The following is an 18,664-nucleotide window of genomic DNA, read 5'->3' as shown; positions in this document are numbered from 1 at the left end:
TTAGACTGTGGTCCGTGAAGACCCCGGCCCCGCGCGGTCGCGGCACCCGCGGGCTGACCCGTGACGAGGTGCTCGACGCCACCCTCGAACTCGCCGAAGAGCGCGGCCTGCACGCGGTCAGCATGCGTGCGGTCGCCGACCGGCTCGGCGTCACCCCGATGGCGCTCTACCGATACGTCGGTGACAAGCAGGGGCTCCTGGACGGCCTCGTGGAACGGCTCCTGCGGGAGATGCCGGACGACGATCCCGCCTTGCCCTGGCAGGACCGGCTGCGCGCGTTCGGCGTGGGCGTCCGCCAGGTGGCACGGCGCCACCCGGAACTGTTCCTGCTGCTGTTCACACGCCCGACGGTCACACCCGAAGCCCGGCGCCCGCGCCACGCCGTCCAAGCGATGCTGCGGGACGCCGGCGTGCCGGAGGAGATCGTCCGCCCGCTCCAGCGCCTGCTGGACACGGTCGGCATGGGCCTGGCCGCCTCCGAGGCGGGAGGCCGCTTCACCGCCGCCCCGCAGGAGATCGACCACCTCTACGCCCTGGCCGAGGACCTGTTCATCACCGCCATCGAACGCTACGCTGCACGCGGCTGAGACCTACTCCAGCGCCGCCTTGCACGACGCCGTCGATTTCGTGGGAGATTTCCGCGGACATGCCGGTGCTGGATGCGCATCGGGTGGCCAGGGCACAGCGATGGCACGGGGAACCATGGAGTACTCGAGGCGAGTGATCGTGACCAGGACGGTTGGGCACCGGGCCGATATGCAGTGGGACGCAGTCGTCATGAACGGTCCCCGGGAAGCCCGCGCAGGCCGAAGGTGGCAGCGGGGGAGCGTGGAGCCTCGTCCCGGGCCGCCGTCATGAAACGGTCCGAGGGCTCATGTGGAGCCGACGGGCATTCGGCGGGAGAGGCTACTCGGTCCGGTCGCCCGCCAATTTGTGCAGGAGATCGGTGAGGGCGGTGGCGAAGGCCGGTGGGTCGAAGATGAAGGCAAGATGGTTTCCGGGGAACTCGGCGTACTCGCAGCCGAGAAGGTCCGCATGGAGGCGGGCGGTTCGGGCGTAGTAGGCGTCCGCGCTGTCGTGTCCGGCCGCCGTGGCCAGCGGTACACGGTTGCCGCGGATGGCGTCGAAGTCCGGCCGATAGGTGCTGATCGGCAGGAACTCCCTGGCCATGAAGAAGTCCGCGTTCTGCATGGCGCCGGCGGGAGGGAGCGGGTCGAAGCCGACCAGGCACTCGTTGAATACCTCCATGGCCGCTGTGGCTCCCTCGGTGAGGTAGGTCTTGTGCACCCGCTCGGCCCACGCCAGACACGCCTCCGCGTCGGGCAGGATGAGCAGGGTGGGTCCCTCGTGCGCCACCATGGCGGTGATCATTTCCGGGTGGTCGGCGGCTAGTTCCAGGGCGATGTTCGCGCCGCCGCTGTTGCCGAACACGAAGGCCTTGTCGTGTCCCATGGCCTTGATGACCGCGGCCGCGTCCCGCGCCTGCTGGGCCATGTCCAGGTCGGTTTCGGTGTCGACGACACTGCGGGAGTTGCCTCTGCGGTCGTAAGTGACAACTGTGTACCGCTCGGCCAGCACGTTCATCAGGCGGTAGTGCCGGGCGGCGTGCCCGCCGCCGCCCGCGATCAACAGCAGCAGGGGCCCGTCGCCCTGATAGTCGTAGACGATGTCGGCGCCTTCGGTGTGCACCGTGCCGGTAGCGATGTCCATCTGTGGTCCTTTCTGGATTACTTGGGAAGCCGCCGGCCGCGGAGGCGGCCTGGCATGGCGAGCGCGAGTGACGCAGCCGCGGCGATGGTCGCGGTGCGTGACCGAGGAAGCGCATCGGGCGGGCGGGAAGCTCGGGTGATTCAGGTACGTCTGGCCGACCGGCAGCACCGGTCGGCCAAGTGGAAGTCGGACGGTCAGGCGGTGGGGGCGGGCAGGCCCCTCGCCACTTGATCGAGCGCGTCCAAAATTATCCACGGTCGGGTACTCCTCATCCCGACCCGCGGTCGAATGCCGCCTTGACCCGTGCGGTTGCGGTTGGGCCTCGAGTTTCTGCGTGATCTTTGAGTCGGTCTCTCGGTGGTCGGGCTCCTGCCCCGCAGGTGAACTTTGCCGGGCCGTCGTCGCTTGTCCGCATGGACCGTTCACGGAAAAGTCGCACATCGCCCATCTCGCGAGATCCCGCCCCCGCCTGCGGGATCTGCCCGCCGAGGGCTGCGGGTGCGTGGCGGACCAGTGGCGTCTCAGTGGTCGGGGAGTGTGTCACGGCGTTGAGGACCGGGACGAGGTAGTGCTCCTCACGGTCGAGGTGCGTGAGGAGTTCGACCGACAGGCGTTCCAGGTCCGCGTGGAAGCCGGGGGCGGAGGGGGTCGCGGCGACCTCGCGAAGGTCGGTCAGGAGGGTCGCCATGACCCGGTGGTCGGAGGTCAGGCGGTCCAGTACCTCCGACAGTTCGGGGTGTTCCTGGGCCAGGAAGGGGAAGACCGTCCGATCCTCGGTGGTGTGGTGGGCGTCCAGGGCCTCGCAGAAGGACAGGCAGTGGCTGTGGAGCCGCTGGGGCAGGGTGAGCGGGCCGGCGGTCTCTCCGTCGGCGGGCAGGTGTGACGCCTCCTCGCGCAGGGCTGCGATGTCGCGGCGGAGTTCGTCGTGCAGGGCGATCAGATGGTCGCCGAAGGCGGTGAGCCGGGAGTGCTCGGCAGCGGCAGTGGTGGTGGCGTGCGCCTGGTCGGTCATCGAGGCATTCCTTACGTCGACAGATGGGATGGTTTCCGGTATTGAACCGCTCATCGCCCGGTGAGGGTCCCGCGGAGGAACTCGAAAATCTCCGCTCGCGCGGCCTTCGCCTGCGGCACCAGGCCCGGCATGCTGAGGAACGCGTGTGTCGCTCCGGGGTACTCGACGAGCCGGGCGGGCGTCCCGGCCGCCAGTAGCCGTTCTGCGTAGGTGCGGCCGTGGTCGGCCACCGGATCGATGGTCGGAACCACCACGAGCGCTGGGGCCAGCCCGCTCAGGTCGTCGGCATACAGCGGTGACAGCTCACGAGGATCGGTCCCCGGCGGGACGGCGAACCGGTGGAGCAACCGCATCTGCGGCATGGTGAGGGTCGGGCTGTGGGCGTGCCGGGTGACCGAGTCGTGCTCGAACATCGTCTCGGTCAGGTCGACGGCGGCGTTGACCAGCACTTGCGCCCGCAGGAGCAGGCCGGACTCTCGAGCCCGGATCGCGGCCAGGGCGGTGACCATCGAGCCGGTGCTCTCGCCGAAGACGGCCGTCCGTGTCGGGTCGATCCCCCACGGTGCGGGGTGCCGCACTACATGCTGGAGTACGTCCCAGCCGTCGTCGACAGCGGCCGGCAGCGGGGTCTGCGCGTCGAGCAGGCGGTGCTCGACCGAGACGACGACCGCGGGCAGCCGGGCGGCGAGGTGGCTGTTGACCCAGTCGCTCTGTACCGCCGTGCCCACGAACCCGCCGCCGTGCACGTGGAGCACGAGCGGCAGGGCGGCGCGCTCGCCCGAGGGCCGGTACACCCGGACCGGGAGCCTGCGGCCGGGCAGCGCCAGCTCCTGCCACTGGATCTCGGCGCCGCGGTCCGGAAACCCGGTGATCACCCGTGCCAGACGGGATGCTCGCTTGCGGTTCTCCGCCTCACGCAAGGCGACCAGTTCCTCGGCCGTCATCGCCAGCCAGTCCGGTTCCTTTCCCAGAGCACTCAGCAATCGGATGCCCAGTGGCGGCCGTTCCCTACCGGTGACTTCGCTCATGTCGCTCCTCGATCTACTATTTCGCTACCGGAGGTATCGATACCTACAGTAGCGTAACCGGCTATCGTGTGGGGCATGACCCCAGCGCCCACATCCGCCCGACCTCCCGGCCGCCCGCGCACCGGCGTCAACGCCGTGGTCTTCGCCGCGACGCTGAGCACGGTCCACGAACTCGGCTACGCGCGTGCCACCGTCGACCGCATCGCCGCCGCGGCCGGCGTCGCCAAGACGACGATCTACCGTCGCTGGCCGTCCAAGGGCGCACTGATCGTGGACTGCCTCCTCGACGCGTTCGGCCCGGTGCCGCTGGAGGGCACCGGCAGAGCCGAGCTGATCTCCTCGGCCATCCGCTGGATCGCGGCGAAGATCGGCGAGCCCGGCGTGGGCGACGCCTTCGCCGGCGTGTTCAGTGACGCCGTCAGCGACCCGGCCCTGCGCCAGGTCCTGTCCGCGCGGCTGCAGGACCCCTACCGGCTCGCGCTCCAGGACGCGCTCGGTGAGCCGCAGAACCGGATCCTGTTCCTCATCGACGTCGTCGTCGGCACCCTGCTCCACCGGATGGGCATGACCGGCGAGCCGATGGCCGACGCCGACGTCACCGCCCTGACCGAGATGGTCCTGCCGCACTTCGCCGGCGACGCCGGGCCACCCGGACGCGTCCCGATGGTGCCTCAGTCGTGAAGTGGCCGCCAGGCGGTGAGGGCGAGTCCGGCCCGTGCGAGCCCGGTGGGTTCGGTGAGGTCGATGCCCAGGGTCCTCGCGATCTGGCTGGGCTCGCGGCGCAGGTGGCGTTGCGGGCCTGCGACCGGCAGGGGCCGCCGATCCGCTTCCAGTTGCTCAACGAAACCGGGCTCGACGACCGGTCCGAGTACATCACCGGCATCGAACTCGTCGTGGACGGAGGGATCTCGCTCGGCGCCGCATGACCGGCCCGGTGCCAGGCCGTCATCGTGTCGTAGCGGGACGCCGGCCGACGGGTGTCGTCGCGCCGTCACCCGCGCCGACACGCTTGCTGCTGCGGATGACGGGTGCGCTCTCCAGTTGGCGGATCCCCGGCAGGTTGCCTATCCCGTCTTCCAGGAAGTCGTACAGGGAATCCACGTCGTGGCAGGCGACGAAGACCAGCAGATTAGTCGGGCCGGTGGTGGCGGCGGCGAAGGCGACTTCGGGACGCGCGGCGATCACCTCGGCTGTCCGGCGCATCCGGGCCGGGTCGACGGTCAGCCAGAGTATGGCGAGCGTCTCGAATCCCAGCAGCAGCGGGTCGATGTCGACGTCGAAGAAGAGCGCGCCGCGCCGGACCAGGTGCGCCAGTCTGCGTTTGGCCGTCACCTCCGACCAGCCGGTCACCTTGGCCATGTCGGGATAGGTCGTGCGGCCGTCCCGGGCCAGGATGGCCAGCATCTGCTCGTCGCCTTCCTGCAGGACCACCCGCTGCTGCGGGTGCTGGGGTGGTTCGGGGGCGAGGGCGCAGGCCTGCTCCGGGGTGAGCGAGTCGGCTCTGCCGTGCCAGCCGGACGGGCCGCCTGCGAAGACGCGCAGCAGGCAGTGCGCCGTGACGCCGGTGACTCGCGGTGTCCTGGGTAGTTGTCCGAGCAGTAGCGCGTCGCGTTCGTGCGAACTGCGCGCCCGGGTGACACAGACGATCTGCGTGCCACCGGAGGTGAGGCAGACCCAGGAGGTGTCCGGGCGGCGGGCCAGCGCGTCGGCGACGGGCACCGCCGCGTCGGGTGTCACCTGGACCCGGACGAACCATTCCACCCAGCCCAGGGGCCGCGCGTTCGGCAGGCCGATCACTCTGAGCGATCCGGCGGAGCGAAGTCTGCGGTAGCGCCGGGCGACCGTCTGATCGGACACGCCCAGCACCGACGCGATGCGGCTGAAGGGTGCACGCCCGTCGATGTGCAGTGCGTGGACGATCGAGCGGTCGAGCTCGTCCAGGATCAGGGAATTCACCCACTTCAGGGTATTCGTGCTCAGGTGAAGTGCCTGGCAGGCGCCGAAGGGGCTGCCAGGTGGCGACCGGTCGAACGGGAAGACGACGGCCGAACGGGCCCGCCGGGCCAGGTGCAGGCTGCCTTCGCCGAACAGCCGTGCGGTCACCTCGGCCGGTGCGCCGGGCAAGAACGCCCAGGCCTCGTCGCAGGTCGTACCGATCAGCAGGGGAATGCCGGAAGCCGCCGCCGTGCAGCCAGACCAGCACCGGCAACCGGGCACCGCCCGGAGTCCAGACGTTCAAGGACAGGCAGTCCTCGTCCTGGGGCGGTCACCGCCCGGCGCTGCCGTGCGGGATACCCGATACGCCGTGACCGTGCCGTGGGCACGCCGCGCGGTGCCCCGGCGGGCGCGTGAACGAGGCCGGTCATCCGTCAGGCCCTCAGGAAGGCGATCGCCGCACCACGGGCCTGACCGGCCCCGACGAAGAATCCGTCCGGCAGCCCACGGACGGCGAATCCGTTGCCTTCCACGAGGGCGCGGGCCGCACTGACGTCTCGGACCGCCACCGCCTGTCCCGCCAGGTAGGGCAGCGCGGGCACCGGTTCGCCAGGCAGGACCTCGTCGAAAGCGGAGACCTGGACGATCTCCATCCGGCCCACCTGAAGGGAAAGGACGTGCCGGGGCCCCTCGGTCACCGGCTCGATGTCCAGGGTGCGGGCGTAGCGGGCGACGGTGGCCGTAAGGTCGGCGTCGTCCACGACGAGCAGCACACTGTGCAGGTGGGTGGCGCCGTTGGCGTGGTCCAGGTAGCGGGGCTGGTGGATCACCTCGGGCGTCAGGTGGCGCGCGATGTGGATCAGGCCTTCGGGAGTGAGCGCGCGGTCGAGGTGGATCGCCTGGAACCGCGCCGTCGCCGTCCCGTCGGGGGTTTCCACGTCCCGTTGCAACGGCAGCACTCCGGACGACGACAGCCCCGCCTCGCGCAGCCGCTTCTCGACGGCTTCGGCGTCGCCGCAGCCGAACGAACAGCCGTGCAGGCCCTCGTACTTGGCGATCAGGGGGCGGATGTTCCACGGATCGGCCGAGCCGTCCCCGAAGAGGCCGAGCAGTTCCAGATAGGTTCGGCCGAACAGCGCACACCGGTTGCCGGCGCCCATCGGCTTGCGCTCGCCGCCGGGGCGATCGGAGCCCATGTGCATGGACAGCGGCGTGAGAGTGAAACCGAGTGCCTCGTATGTCGTGGCGGTGGCGTCCATGTCAGTGGTGTAGAGGACGGAGTGGTCGATCCGGTCGATGTCGCGTTCGCTCATGGCTCACAGGCTGCTGGCGCACTCCAGTGCATTCCAGCCACCGACGTCCCGATGACGGAATTCGACATGGCGCCGCGGGCTCTGTTCGGAATCCGTCTCCGCCGGCGCGGCACCGGCTTCACCGTTCCTCACGCCCGGGATTACCGCCGGCCAGGACGAGCGGTTCGTTCAAGACCGGGCTCCGTCGCGCGGTCGAGACTGCGGGCATGAGCGAGAACACCTTCACCCCCGCCCTGGGCCGCTTCGCCCCTACCCGGTTCTACGACCACGTGATCGCACTGACGCGCGAGCGTCTGTGGCGGGCTCTCGCCGCCATGTACGTGGCGCCGCGCCCCGATGAGGTGATCCTCGACGTGGGGTGCGGCACCGGCTCACTGGCGCTGTTGCTGGCCCGTGTGGAGCGGCACGCCAGGATAGTGGGCCTGGATCCCGATCCTGACGTGCTGGCTCCACCAGTGCCCGGTCGCGGTGAAACGGGCGGTGCTCGCGTCCATGTCGGCGGTGCTGCGGCCGGGCGGGAAGCTGGTGATCGCCGACTGCGGGCTGCAGCGGACGCGGCCGATGCGCCTGGCGTTCCGGTTCGTGCAGTTCGCGGACGGCAAGGAGGACACCCAGCCCAACGCCGACGGCGCCCTTCCCGGCCTGATGTCCGAGGCCGGCTTCCACGACGTACGCGAGGCCGAGATGGTGCCCACGGCCACCGGCTCGATCTCCGTCTACGTCGCCCATCGGGAGTGACCCCGCAGCGCCGGCGACCGCGGCTGGTGGCCAGGGCTCAATACGGCTAGAGGCTCCGCGGGTCGCGCACCCGCAGGCCGAAGGCCGACAAGCCCTGCTCGTGGTGCTCGATCAGACCGAGGCGGCGGTAGAAGGCGTGGTTGGCGGCGCCTTCCGAGGTGGATTCGTGGTCGGTGGTGAGGACGAAGTAGCGGCAATGCGCGTACCGGTCCTTGAGGTGCTCCAGCAGCCGACGACCGACGCCCTCGCCGTGGTGTCGGGCGTTGACCAGCAGTTCCTGCACGTAGCAGACGATCTCGTCATCGGACACCGTCCGTGCCAGGCCCAGCAGTCGTCCCGACTCGTCCCTGGCGGTGACGACCAGGTGCGAGTTGGCCAGGCTCCGGCACACCCGGGCGACGTCGCGAGTCCACGGGGCCCAGCCGACCGAGTCGTAGAGCTCGAACACCTCTGCCTCGTCGAACGACGTCTCCTGATTGATGATCACCAATTATGTGGGCTCCCTCATGTTCTCGGCGTAGAGCGACGCATCCGAGCCTATTGAGTGGAGAGTGCGCCAGACCACCGGCCTCGACACGCTGAGCAGCGGGCCAAGACGGTCGGGCACCCGCAGCGCCCGGGGGGAAGCGCGGCGGCGGCATCACCGTGGCGAGCAGTCCTCGCGCCCGCCGAGGCGTGAACCATCCAGTCCCCGGATGTAACTGGATGGAACGCCTCAAGGGTGTGCGGCATGAGCATGAACCCAGAGGCGGGTACGACATGGTGGTACCGACCCCGCAGCGGCTTCTCGGCACGTGGGTGCACTACGGGGTGGTCCCGGCGCGGGGGCGGCACACACCCCTGTACGGCGAGCTGCGCGGCACGGCCGTGGAGGCGCCCGAGGCGGGGGACGCCACGGAGTTCTTCTTCATGCACAAGCCTCCAGGACTTCGGGTGCGGTTCCAGACGGACGGTGACCGGGCCGACGCCCTCGACGAGCTGCTGCGCCGGCGCCCGGGGGACTGGCGGCGGGACGGCCTGCTGACCGACTGGCACGGCGGCGCCTACGAGCCGGACGAGTTCCTGTTCGGCGGGCCGGTCTCCATGCGCAGCGTCCACCGGGCGGCCGGCTGGGCCGACCGCGAGCCGCGACGCGGCGTCCGAGCACGCCCTGTTCGCCCCCTACGCCACGGTCGCCGGCGGCGACCGGGAGGCCTCGGCTGCCCCCCGCGACCGGGACGCGCCGATCACGGTGCTGGTGTCCCACCGCTTCGCGACGGTCCGCACGGCCGATCTCGTCGTCGTCCTCGAGGCGGCCGGGTCCGCGAGACGGGAAGCCACCAGCACCTGCTCACCCTGGACGGCCTGTACGCCGACCTGTACGAACTCGGCACCCGCGGATACACCGCAACGGCGCGGGGATGACCTCGCGCGCACTCTGGTGCGGCCGATCAGGTTCTGCGCGAGATGAACATGATGTATTCGCAGGGAGCGTTCGTCCGGTTGGCGAAGCCGTGGTCCGCGTCGGCCTGGAAGAACAGGGAGTCGCCTGCGTCCAAGGTCTCGCTGATCCCGCCGATCGCGACGGTGAGGGTGCCTTTGAGCACCACGAGCTGCTTCTCCGTGCCCGGCGGATACGCGGGCAGCAGCCCGGTGGAGACCTGCGCGGGGAGGTAGTGGACGATCATCTCGGCTCCTCCCGCGCCCGGGGCCGCGGACACCATGTGCCGCTCGAAGCCGGTTTCCGGGTCACGGAAAACGGGGCGATCGTTCTTGCGCATGACAATGGCCACACCAGACGCGGCAGCAGCCGGCGCACCGACCAGCTCCGAGAGCGACGCGTCCAGCGCGTGGGCGATCCTGGACGCGACGCCGATCGTCGGGCTCTTCTCACCGCGTTCGACCTTGGACAGCATCGCCCGGCTGACCGACGCTCGTGTGGACAGCTGCTCCAGCGTCAGACCCGCCTCCTCGCGGCGTCGCCGCACGTTACCGCCGAACGCGCCGGCCAGGTCGTCACCGTGCTGTAGTTCGGCCGCGTTCCCGTCTTGCTCGACCACCGTGCTCCTCGATCGATGAGTACCTCGCTCGCCCACAGTGTATGGTTTCTCCTAAAGAAGACATAGTCTTCTATCGAAGACGGGCGCGCTGGGCGCCCGACATGACGGAGGTTCCATGCGTTTGATCTCGAGTGGCCGGCACCATGCCACGTTCGAATTCGGTGATCTGCAGGTGATCTCGTTGCGAGACGGGTACATCGACATGCCGCCGACACGGCTCCGCGACGAGGATGGGTGCACGCTCGACGAGCTGCCGGCCGCCGTCCCGCTGGCCGGCGACAACTTGCGGCTGTCGGTCAACGCCTTCTTCGTCACCGACGGCACGCGATCGGTGCTCATCGACACCGGCGCGTCCGACAACTGGCACGACCCCACCATGGGATTGATCTACGACGCGCTCGACGAAGCGGGAATCGACCGCGCGGATATCACCGATGTGGCCATCACCCACAGGCACGAAGACCACGTGAGCGGCCTGATCGCGCCGGACGGTTCAGAGGCGTTCACCGAACTCGAGCGTGTGTGGATCGGCGCGGGCGACACCTCGGTGTTCACCGGACGGCTCGAGCCGATCCGCGACCGGGTCGTGCCCGTGTCGGAGAAGGTCGCGATCAACGACTGGATCACGGCGATCCCGACACCGGGCCACACACCCGGTCACACCATCTACGACGTCAGGAGCGGCATCGGCCACCTTCTCGCCTGGGGCGACACCGTTCACGTTCCCACGCTCCAATTCGATCAGCCGAACGTGTCCTGGGAGCTCGACGGCAACCAGTCCCAGGCCCGCGCCGCGCGAGCGGCTCTCCTCGAGCAACTGACCCGACCACACCACTTCGTAGCCGGCGCCCACCTCGACTCACCCGGCATCGCCCGCGTAACCGCCTCCGGCGACGGTTACGCGCTGGAGTACCTCGCACCACCGATCGGCTGATCGAGCGTAGACCGCGGGCAGGAACCGAGAAGACGACCGGACGGTCGGATCACCGGCCCCGCCCGCGACTGCGGCAGCATCGGCGACCTGCCAGTCCATCATGGCCGCCTACAGCTCCCGCGGGACTGGGGCATCGATGACGATATCGGCGGCGGCCTCAACCCTTGGGTTCCGGGCCTACGAAAAGAATGGCCTGGTTCTCCGAGCCCCGCAGACCGTCGTGGATGTACCAGTGGGGATCGACTTTGTCGGCGGGGATCCCATCTGGATACGGCCGGTCGGAACCTCTGTATTCGTAGCGGTACTCGATGGGCACGTCACGCGCGCGGAGGATGGCGGTCGCCTCCGCCACGGTGTACTTGTCGATGCCGGGCAGGCCGATGCCCGCGCCTGGCTCGTCGCCCTCACCCGTGTCGTACATCTCCCCTTGCTCCGCCGCACGGCCGAAGACGATGCTGGCGTGGGACCGGTAGCTGACCGGCACCTTGACGGCCACCGCGCAGGCGCGCTCCCCGCACGAGCCCTCGACCACCTCGAGCCGGCCGGCCGGGTCGTCGCCGTCCTCCATGAACAGGACCTTGCCGGCCTTGTCCGGGCTGGTGGGCGTTAGCTTGAGGTCGATGTCCATTCCTCGCTGCCGGAACTCCTCCCGGTAACGCTCGGGATCGGCGTTCGGGTCCTGCACGCGGACGACGAGGTATGCGCCCTCTCGCTGGAAGGAGAGGGCCGCCGCTTCGGCGCGCTGCGGCCCGACCCAGCCGGACGAGAACGCGACCACTGCGGCGGCCGTCGCCGCCCCCATGAGCGGAATGCCGACGATCAGGCGCCGGCGCCACCAAGACCGGGGTGCAGGTTCCGGGAGGGCCGCCGTGATGTGCTCTGCCAGCTCGTCCCTGGCCCCTGTGCTCACCAGCGCGGCGATCTCGTCGTCGGTGACGGGGTTGAGACGGCTGATCGAAATCTTGGTCATGCGGAGTCTCCTTCCGGTACCTGGGTGCGCGCTGCACGCCGTGGAGGGTCTACCGAGAGAGCGCGGGCCAGGCGGCGACGGGCCCGATGCAGGCGGATCCGTACGGCGTTGGCCGAACAGCCCAGCACAACCGCGATCTCGGCGATGGACATGCCCTCCCAATCCGCAAGCGACAGCACTTCTCGGTAGCCGTCGGACAGGTCCGCGAATGCCTTCGCCAGGGCATCCATGTCGGCCGGCTCCTCCCTCGGCTGCCGCTGGACGGCGCTCAGCTCGGATGCCAGCCGGGCGGTCAGTGCCGTGTGCCGCCGTTCACCACGGTGATGATTCGCCAGGGCCCGGCGCGCCACTCCGAACAGCCATGGGCGCGCCTTCTACGCCTGCAGGCACGTCGTCCAGCCGCCGCCATGCGGTCATGAAGGTCTCGGCCAAGATGTCCGCCGCATCATGGCCGTTCGCCGTCCTCCGTACCACGTACCCGAGCACCGGATCATGGTTGGCCTGGTACAACTCCTCGAAGCGGCGACGCCTGGTGTCAGGTGGTCGCACGAACTCACTTCCTCTCCACAGGACCAGGGGTATCCGACACCCACACATGTCCTGCAGGGACTGGATGATTTCAGTGCCGCCGAAATCAGGTCATCGGGCCCCCTGCGCCTCCACCGGTCACCCAATTCGTCGCGTGGGCGTGGGATGCAGGAAGGCGGTCAGGTGGGCGTCGACCGTGACGGGATCGTCTTCATGGACGTTGTGCCCCGCGCCCGGAACGACGTACACCGAAGAGCCGGGGATTCGGGAGCCGAGCACCTTCGCCTGCCACGGGGGGACGACGGTGTCTCGCTCGCCCCACAGCACCAGCGTGGGCGCGCTGATCTGCCCCAGGTGCCGGTCGACGAGCGACAGGTCGAGGTTGCGGACCTGCTTCCACATCGCTTCGCGGTTCTGTGCGCGACTGAGCGGCACCCAGTAGGCGTGGGCGGTTTCGGGGGTGAGCCGCTCACGATGGACGTAGGCCGCCTTGAGCCCGGAGACGTACAGGTCCTCAGTGATCAGCTTGGTCATCGCCTCCCCGATCATCGGGATGCGCATCAGCCGCAGGTTCGGGTTGAGATCGGTGTCGAGCGCCAATGGCGCCATCAGCACGAGCCGGTCCACCCGTTCCGGTTCCTGCCAGGCGAAGGACAGCGCGACCGAACCGTTCAGCGAGTGGGCGACGACGGAGGCACGAGGAAGCCCCACGGCGTCCATGAACTCCCGCAGCGCGCCGGTCATCGCCGGAAGGTCGTAGCTGAAGTCGTCGTCATGAACGGTCGTGTATCCGTTGCCCGGCAGGTCCACCGCGTACACGGTGTGGTCGACCGCGAGTGCGGGGATGACGTCGCGGTAGGTGTGGATCCACAGCGTGCCACCGGGAAGCAGGACGACGGGGGGCCCGTCGCCGGTCCTGGTGTAGTGGAAACGGGCGACGGCGGTGTCGACATAACGCGACTGGCTCAGCGGGGAGGCGCGCGAGCCGCGTGTTTCTGCAGGTTGCCACACATACGCGATCAGCGACGTGGCGGTGACGGCGAGAGCCAGCAACGTCACCAGGGTCGTCAGCGTCCGGCGGACCCAGCGCCTTCCCGGCCTGGACCGCTGGTCACTCTCCTGTGCCATACCTTCCGTCTCCTTGTCGTGGCTGTACGGGTACGCACCTCACCTCCGGGGGAGGCGGGTGATTGACGGTGATGCGCGGCCCGGCCCGGGCGGGGAAGCGCTCCCGTCCGGGCCGGACACGGGCGGCGATCAAGCAGGGGAATGGCGAGCCGCAGGAACGGCTGAGCGTCTCAGGACCGCCGGATCGCGGCCACGTCTAGCTCCAGCACCACGTTGGGGCTGACCATGGCCTTGGTCGCGGCGTTCCAGTTCACGCCCCAGTGGTTGCGGTTGATCGTGATGCCCCCCTTGAAGGCGACCCGGAGCTCGCCGCGCGGGTCGTTCTCGACGCCGGTCAGCTCGAAGTTCACGGTCACCGGCTTGGTCACGCCGCGCATGGTGAGGTCACCGGTGACCTCGAAGCCGGTTCCACCGGTCTGTTCCACCTTGGTCGAGGTGAAGATGAGGGCCGGGTGGTCGTCCACGTTCAAGAACGTGCGGCGCAGGTAGTCGTCGCGCTGCCGATTGCGCGTCTGGATGCTCTTGGCCTGGACGGTGAGCCGGACGCGGGACTTCGACGGGTCGTCGCCGTCCAGGTACGCGCCGCCCTCGAACTCGTCGAACTGTCCGCGCACTCTGGTGGCCATCGTGTGCCGGGCGACGAACCCGATTCGCGTGCGGGCGGTGTCGAGGACGTAATCGCCGGTCAGCTCGCTAAGCCTGGTCGTGGTTGACATGCTTGGTCACTCCTGAAGGGAAATGAGGTGGTCAGTCCTGCGGCGCGGATCCGGCCAGGGGAGTGGAGTCGAGGTATTTGACCTCATAGACGCGCTCGGCGAACCTCCAGCCGTCCGGGGTGCGCTGGTAGCGGTCGTGGTAGAGGGCGTAGTTCAGGTGCGAGCGGCCGTCGCGCATGCGTCCGAACTCCGCGATGTAGGTACGGCCGGCTGCGGTGTCGCCGTCCAGCTGGATCGTGCCTGGGTGCACCGTTTGCACGAAGTACTCCCAGAGGCCCTGCAGCCGCTCGATCGCGGCGCGGATCTCCTCTCTGCTGACGAACTCGACGCCGATGTGGGGCATCCGCCACGCGCCGTCCTGGGTGAACAGCGACGCGAAGCGGTCGTGGTCGCGCATCATCCCCGCGTCGGTGAACTCGCCGCGCAGCGCCTCGATCTCGACGCGGTCAACGATGGCTTGAATATCGGTCATGGGTGTCCGTCTCATCGATGTCGGCCACGCAGGCTGTCTGCGGGACGGTGGTGGCAGCCCACGGCGTGGGGCCGGTGAGGTGATGCCGGTCATGGTGTCGATCGAGCGTTCCTGCTAGCTGGATGCTGTTCGCCTTCAGCAGGACGACGACACAGCACCGTGGAATGTGAGGCGAGGCGCCGGCCTCACATCCCACAGGCCTGCCTCGTCAATCTCTCGAGAGCAGACGCACCAAGGAAGGTCGGGGCACCATGACCACCCCATCCGGGCCCGGGGACGGCCGGCTCGATCCGGGCCTGTGGCACCGGCCCTTGGACCGCTCTGCCACCAAAGGAAAGAAGAGAAGGAAATCTCCACCATGATTCTGGTCACCGGTAGCACCGGAAACGTCGGCGCCAACGTCGTCCGCCAACTGCTCGACGCGGGCGAGAAGGTACGCGTCATGACCCGTAACCCCAGCGATCGCTCATTCCCGGACGGCGTCGAGGTCGTGCCGGGCGACCTCACCCGGCCGGAAACCCTGCCGGAGGCGCTGTCCGGCATCGAACGGGCATTCCTGTTCCCCGTCTTCACCGGGGTCGACGGATTCCTCGACGCGGCACGGCAAGCCGGCCTGCAGCATGTCGTGCTGCTGTCGTCCTCGTCCGTCACGTACTCCACACCGGGGTTGATCGGCGAACAGCACCTGCGGCTCGAGCGGGCCGTCGAAGCGTCCGGGCTGCCGTGGACCTTCGTGCGTCCCGACGCGTTCATGACGAACGACCTCTCCTGGGCGCCCCAGATCATCAACGGCGGGGTCGTCCACGGGGTGTACGGCGATGCCGCACTGGCCCCGGTCGATCCGCGCGACATCGCCGCGGTGGCCGTACGCGCCCTGCTCGACGAGCGTGCCGGGGAGGCATACCTGCTCACCGGGCCGCAGTCGCTGACCCAGGTCGAGCGCGTGCGGATCATCGGGGAGACCATCGGGCGGCCGTTGCGGTTCGAGGAGGTACCCCGGGAGCAGTTCCGGGAGCAGCTGCTGCGCCATGGCATGCCCGCGCCGGTGGCCGACGAGCTCATCGATGGATTCGCCGCCAGGGACGGCAGGACCGCCGAGATCTCACCCGCGGTCGAGGAGGTCACCGGGCGACCGGCGTTCACCTACGCCCAGTGGGCCGCCCACCGCGCGGCGGCCTTCGACCCGGCACTGGCCTGACGGCGACCGCCCCGGATGCGCCACAGGGGGCGCATCCGGGGCAGAACGGCACGCCGTGACAGCAAGGGCCAGGGCGGCGTCATGTTGTCCGAGGATGAGCCGGGGATCCGGAACGTGATCATCCGTCTGTCGTGGGAGACTCCTGCGTGCGGGTCGTGCTGCGGGATGCAGCAGCACGCCACCTGACCCGCCACTCGCCGTTCAGCCGGCTGCGGCCGTGGTGGCGGGGCGGAAGGTGCGGCGGTACGCCTGGGGGGTGACGCCGATAGCGGCGTGGAGGTGCCGGCGCAGGGAGACGCCGGTGCCGAACCCGGCACGGTGGGCGACGAGGTCGACGGGCCAGTCGGTGGTCTCCAGATAGTGGCGCGCCAGGTCGACGCGCTGGCGGATCAGCCATTGGCTGGGAGTGGTGCCGGTCTCGTCGCGGAAGCGGCGCGTGAAGGTGCGCACGCTCATGTTGGCGTGGGCGGCGAGGTCGGCCAGGGTGAGGGGTTCGGTGAGTCGTTCCATGACCCATGCCTGGGTGGGGGCGGTGCCGGTGGCCGTCGGGTCGGGGACGGGGCGCTGTATGTACTGGGCCTGTCCGCCGTCTCGCCAGGGCGGCACCACGCAGGAGCGGGCCACGTCGTTGGCGATCCGGCTGCCGTGGTCGCGGCGGACAAGGTGCAGGCATAGGTCGATCCCGGCGGCGACGCCGGCGGAGGTGAGGATGTCGCCGTCGTCGACGAACAGCACGTCGGGGTCGATGCGGGTGGTGGTGAACATCCGCTGCAGGCGCTCCGCTTCGCGCCAGTGCGTGGTGGCGCGACGGTGGTCGAGGAGCCCCGCGGCGGCCAGGACGTACGTGGCGGTGCAGATGCCCACGATCCGAGTGCCGGGGCGGATGGCGGCCAGGGCGTCGCGCAAGGCGGCGGGCAGGCGGCCCTCCTCGCGGATGGGCCCGAGGGCGTGGGAGGGCGGGATGACGACCGTGTCGACGCCGGCCAGCAAGGAGGCGTCATGGGTGACGGTGAGGCCGTAGTCGGCCTCGGCCCGTACCGGGCCACCGTCGAGGCTGCACGTGGTCACGGAGTAGAGCTGGTTGCCCGCCCGGTCGCGGGCGGCACCGAAGATGCGGGCGGGGATTCCGAGCTCGAAGGGGACGACGCCGTCCAGTGCCAGAACGCCAACGTGGTGCATGGCCAGATCTTTTCAGGAGGTGGCCATCACGCCGCTACTGGGGACCCTTGGGCCCCGGCAGTCTTGTGACGCGCCCGAGAGAACCGGCGCAAACCGCTGGAAAAGCACCCAGAAGGAGAACGTCATCATGTCCCAGACCAGCGCCCTCACCATGCGTGCCGTCTCCCAAGAGATCGCCGGAGCCCCCGACGTCCTCAAGGTCATCGAGACCAGGCGACCGGAGCCGGGCCGGGGCGAGATCCTGGTCCAGGTGCACGCGGCCGGCGTGAATCCGGCCGACTGGAAGACCCGGGAGCGGGGGGTGTTCCCCGACGGGACGCAGCTTCCCTTCACCTTGGGATTCGACGTCTCCGGGGTGGTCGAGGAGACCGGCGAAGGTGTGACTCTCTTCCAGCCGGGCGACGAGGTCTTCGGGATGCCGTGCTTCCCGCACCCGGCCGGCGCCTACGCCGAGTACGTCGTCGCCCCGGCCCGCCATTTCGCCCCCCGCCCCCGGGGCCTCACCCACATCGAGGCGGGCGCCCTGCCGTTGGCCTCGCTCACCGCCTGGCAGGCCCTCGTCGACACCGCCAGGGTCCGGCCCGGTCAGCGCGTCCTCATCCACGCTGCCGCGGGCGGCGTCGGCCACCTGGCCGTTCAGATCGCCAAGGCCCGCGGCGCCCATGTGATCGGCACCGCCAGCGCCGCCAAGCACGACCTGCTGCGCTCCCTGGGCGCGGACGAACTGATCGACTACCGCACCCAGAACTTCGCCGAGACCATCCGCGACGCCGACGTCGTCCTGGACACGATCGGCGGCGCCGGCTGGGCCGACTCCCTGCGCACCCTGCGACCAGGCGGAAAGCTGGTCTCGCTGCTGCCTCCGGACGACACCTTCCCCTACAAGGAGGCCGAGGCGGCCGGGGTATGGGCGGGGTTCATGCTCGTCGAGCCCGACCAGCAGGGCCTGCGCGAGATCGCCAAGCTGGTCGAGGACGGCCGCCTGCGGGTGATCGCCGACGCGGTCTTCCCGCTGGAGGACGCCGCCGCCGCCCACACATTGGGCGAGGCCGGCCACACTACGGGAAAGATCGTTCTCTCCGTCACGTCGTGACCGGCCGGCCTCGCCTATCTCCGTACGTCACGCCCCGCACTCCTCCCTGGCCGCCCGCATCCGAGGGGCTCCGCGCGCCCTGGGCGGCGGTGCGGGCCTGAGCCCAGGAAGGTAGGGCGGGGGGCCGTTCCGTCACCGTTGATCGACGTGTTCTTGCTCAGCAGCCGCGGCGTCGAGGCGCTCGAACGGGCCTGGACCGTTGTGCGGCTTCGGCGGGGCGCCGAGGTGGCGGACGCGAAGCTCGTCCATGAGCTCCTCGACGAACGCCGGGCCCTCATCGCGCGCGGATCATCGGCGGAGACGACACGATCGAGCAGCTCGCCGCCCTGCGGGCCGGAACCGACGGCAGCATCAGTGTGGGCGGCGCGGCGCTCGCGACGCAGCTGCTCCGGGCGGGGCTTCTCGACGAGCTGCCGCTCTTCACCCATCCCGCGATCCTCGGCTTCGGCAGGCCGCTGTCCGACGACTACGACGTGCCGATCGAGCTCGACCTGCTCGAGCAGCGATCGTTCAAGCAGGGCGTCACGACGCCCGCCGTTCCGACCCGTTTCCGCCGTATTCCGGTGGCACCCGCTGATCTCTCAGAGTTCACGCGAACTGAAGGTTCATCAGGCCGAACCGAGAGGTCTTCACGCATCATGGATGGTTTCAGCCCTTGGGTTCGGCTGAAT

Annotated in this window: 23 protein-coding genes and 2 pseudogenes; 10 read left to right on the top strand and 15 right to left on the bottom strand. The window is 69.5% G+C overall.

The genetic code is table 11. The features are described from left to right. The first annotated feature begins 14 nt into the window (after nt 1-14). Complete coding sequence (locus tag KIK05_RS34360) at nt 15-587, top strand: TetR/AcrR family transcriptional regulator (RefSeq protein WP_214415013.1); 573 nt, start codon at nt 15-17, stop codon at nt 585-587. 319 nt (nt 588-906) lie between these two features. Here the strand turns inward: KIK05_RS34360 and KIK05_RS34355 are convergent, their stop codons facing one another. The 3 genes from KIK05_RS34355 to KIK05_RS34345 form a co-directional block, all read right to left on the bottom strand. Further along, on the bottom strand, nt 907-1,710 hold the full coding sequence (locus KIK05_RS34355) for an alpha/beta fold hydrolase (protein WP_214415012.1): 804 nt from the start codon (nt 1,708-1,710) through the stop codon (nt 907-909). Between the two features lie 268 nt (nt 1,711-1,978). After that, a complete protein-coding gene (locus KIK05_RS34350) occupies nt 1,979-2,722 on the bottom strand; it encodes a hemerythrin domain-containing protein (protein WP_214415011.1) in 744 nt (247 codons plus the stop codon). Nucleotides 2,723-2,772: 50 nt separating this feature from the next. Continuing rightward, nucleotides 2,773-3,750 (bottom strand): alpha/beta hydrolase, encoded by a 978-nt coding sequence (locus tag KIK05_RS34345; protein WP_214415010.1) that lies wholly within the window; start codon nt 3,748-3,750, stop codon nt 2,773-2,775. Nucleotides 3,751-3,825: 75 nt separating this feature from the next. On the opposite strand from KIK05_RS34345, the gene KIK05_RS34340 reads away from it, so the two are divergent. Next, nucleotides 3,826-4,431, top strand: coding sequence for a TetR/AcrR family transcriptional regulator (locus KIK05_RS34340; protein ID WP_214415009.1), 606 nt, complete (start codon nt 3,826-3,828; stop codon nt 4,429-4,431). Beyond that, the gene (locus KIK05_RS47450; RefSeq protein ID WP_250563940.1) at nt 4,428-4,676 is read left to right on the top strand and encodes an alpha/beta hydrolase; all 249 of its coding nucleotides are present in this window, start codon (nt 4,428-4,430) and stop codon (nt 4,674-4,676) included. The genes KIK05_RS34340 and KIK05_RS47450 overlap by 4 nt, the downstream gene beginning before the upstream one ends. Nucleotides 4,677-4,695: 19 nt before the next feature. Here KIK05_RS47450 and KIK05_RS34330 read toward each other — a convergent pair whose 3' ends face one another. From KIK05_RS34330 to KIK05_RS34320, 3 genes and pseudogenes are all read right to left on the bottom strand, one after another. Next, a complete protein-coding gene (locus KIK05_RS34330) occupies nt 4,696-5,706 on the bottom strand; it encodes an Lrp/AsnC family transcriptional regulator (RefSeq protein WP_214415008.1) in 1,011 nt (336 codons plus the stop codon). A 202-nt stretch (nt 5,707-5,908) separates the two neighbouring features. Further along, nucleotides 5,909-5,998, bottom strand: a pseudogene (locus KIK05_RS48400) (carboxylesterase family protein); the annotation flags it as partial. A gap of 121 nt (nt 5,999-6,119) precedes the next feature. Further along, nucleotides 6,120-6,998 (bottom strand): VOC family protein, encoded by an 879-nt coding sequence (locus KIK05_RS34320; RefSeq protein ID WP_214415007.1) that lies wholly within the window; start codon nt 6,996-6,998, stop codon nt 6,120-6,122. Between KIK05_RS34320 and KIK05_RS49525 the strand changes: the two are divergent. Together KIK05_RS49525 and KIK05_RS47445 are read left to right on the top strand one after the other, a co-directional pair. Continuing rightward, a pseudogene (locus KIK05_RS49525) lies at nt 6,923-7,432 on the top strand (class I SAM-dependent methyltransferase); the annotation flags it as partial. The gene KIK05_RS34320 and the pseudogene KIK05_RS49525 overlap by 76 nt on opposite strands. 46 nt (nt 7,433-7,478) lie before the next feature. Next, complete coding sequence (locus KIK05_RS47445; RefSeq protein ID WP_250563939.1) at nt 7,479-7,736, top strand: hypothetical protein; 258 nt, start codon at nt 7,479-7,481, stop codon at nt 7,734-7,736. A 46-nt stretch (nt 7,737-7,782) separates the two neighbouring features. Here the strand turns inward: KIK05_RS47445 and KIK05_RS34310 are convergent, their stop codons facing one another. Further along, complete coding sequence (locus KIK05_RS34310; RefSeq protein ID WP_214415005.1) at nt 7,783-8,223, bottom strand: GNAT family N-acetyltransferase; 441 nt, start codon at nt 8,221-8,223, stop codon at nt 7,783-7,785. Nucleotides 8,224-8,495: 272 nt separating this feature from the next. Between KIK05_RS34310 and KIK05_RS34305 the strand changes: the two genes are divergently transcribed. Further along, entirely contained in the window at nt 8,496-9,140 is a 645-nt protein-coding gene (locus KIK05_RS34305; RefSeq protein WP_214415004.1) for a lantibiotic dehydratase C-terminal domain-containing protein, read from the top strand. A gap of 26 nt (nt 9,141-9,166) precedes the next feature. On the opposite strand, the gene KIK05_RS34300 is transcribed toward KIK05_RS34305, so the two are convergent. Next, complete coding sequence (locus KIK05_RS34300) at nt 9,167-9,775, bottom strand: helix-turn-helix domain-containing protein (protein ID WP_214415003.1); 609 nt, start codon at nt 9,773-9,775, stop codon at nt 9,167-9,169. Nucleotides 9,776-9,890: 115 nt separating this feature from the next. Between KIK05_RS34300 and KIK05_RS34295 the strand changes: the two genes are divergently transcribed. Next, a complete protein-coding gene (locus tag KIK05_RS34295; RefSeq protein WP_214415002.1) occupies nt 9,891-10,709 on the top strand; it encodes an MBL fold metallo-hydrolase in 819 nt (272 codons plus the stop codon). A 157-nt stretch (nt 10,710-10,866) separates the two neighbouring features. Here the strand turns inward: KIK05_RS34295 and KIK05_RS34290 are convergent, their stop codons facing one another. From KIK05_RS34290 to KIK05_RS34270, 6 genes are all read right to left on the bottom strand, one after another. Next, complete coding sequence (locus KIK05_RS34290; protein ID WP_214415001.1) at nt 10,867-11,679, bottom strand: hypothetical protein; 813 nt, start codon at nt 11,677-11,679, stop codon at nt 10,867-10,869. Further along, nucleotides 11,676-12,029: an RNA polymerase sigma factor gene (locus tag KIK05_RS47440; protein ID WP_308250219.1), complete on the bottom strand. Its 354-nt coding sequence runs from the start codon at nt 12,027-12,029 to the stop codon at nt 11,676-11,678. The genes KIK05_RS34290 and KIK05_RS47440 overlap by 4 nt, the downstream gene beginning before the upstream one ends. Continuing rightward, nucleotides 11,992-12,276, bottom strand: coding sequence for an RNA polymerase sigma factor (locus KIK05_RS47435; protein ID WP_250563937.1), 285 nt, complete (start codon nt 12,274-12,276; stop codon nt 11,992-11,994). The genes KIK05_RS47440 and KIK05_RS47435 overlap by 38 nt, the downstream gene beginning before the upstream one ends. Nucleotides 12,277-12,345: 69 nt before the next feature. Further along, entirely contained in the window at nt 12,346-13,335 is a 990-nt protein-coding gene (locus KIK05_RS34280) for an alpha/beta fold hydrolase (protein WP_214415000.1), read from the bottom strand. 170 nt (nt 13,336-13,505) lie between these two features. Then, complete coding sequence (locus tag KIK05_RS34275; protein WP_214414999.1) at nt 13,506-14,051, bottom strand: YceI family protein; 546 nt, start codon at nt 14,049-14,051, stop codon at nt 13,506-13,508. 31 nt (nt 14,052-14,082) lie between these two features. Then, entirely contained in the window at nt 14,083-14,523 is a 441-nt protein-coding gene (locus tag KIK05_RS34270; protein ID WP_214414998.1) for a nuclear transport factor 2 family protein, read from the bottom strand. Between the two features lie 358 nt (nt 14,524-14,881). Here KIK05_RS34270 and KIK05_RS34265 point away from each other — a divergent pair, with 358 nt between their 5' ends. After that, the gene (locus KIK05_RS34265) at nt 14,882-15,721 is read left to right on the top strand and encodes an SDR family oxidoreductase (protein WP_214414997.1); all 840 of its coding nucleotides are present in this window, start codon (nt 14,882-14,884) and stop codon (nt 15,719-15,721) included. A gap of 201 nt (nt 15,722-15,922) precedes the next feature. On the opposite strand, the gene KIK05_RS34260 is transcribed toward KIK05_RS34265, so the two are convergent. Next, nucleotides 15,923-16,900, bottom strand: a complete 978-nt coding sequence (locus KIK05_RS34260; protein WP_214414996.1) for a GlxA family transcriptional regulator — start codon at nt 16,898-16,900, stop codon at nt 15,923-15,925. 127 nt (nt 16,901-17,027) lie between these two features. Between KIK05_RS34260 and KIK05_RS34255 the strand changes: the two genes are divergently transcribed. Together KIK05_RS34255 and KIK05_RS34250 are read left to right on the top strand one after the other, a co-directional pair. Then, nucleotides 17,028-17,993: an NADP-dependent oxidoreductase gene (locus KIK05_RS34255; RefSeq protein ID WP_250563936.1), complete on the top strand. Its 966-nt coding sequence runs from the start codon at nt 17,028-17,030 to the stop codon at nt 17,991-17,993. A gap of 287 nt (nt 17,994-18,280) precedes the next feature. After that, nucleotides 18,281-18,664, top strand: a 384-nt coding sequence (locus KIK05_RS34250; protein ID WP_308250228.1) for a dihydrofolate reductase family protein, incomplete at its 3' end; no start/stop codon positions are given.

It is taken from the genome of Sphaerisporangium fuscum (assembly GCF_018531465.1).
Lineage (GTDB): Bacteria > Actinomycetota > Actinomycetes > Streptosporangiales > Streptosporangiaceae > Sphaerisporangium > Sphaerisporangium fuscum.
This window is presented reverse-complemented; position numbering and strand designations above follow the sequence as displayed.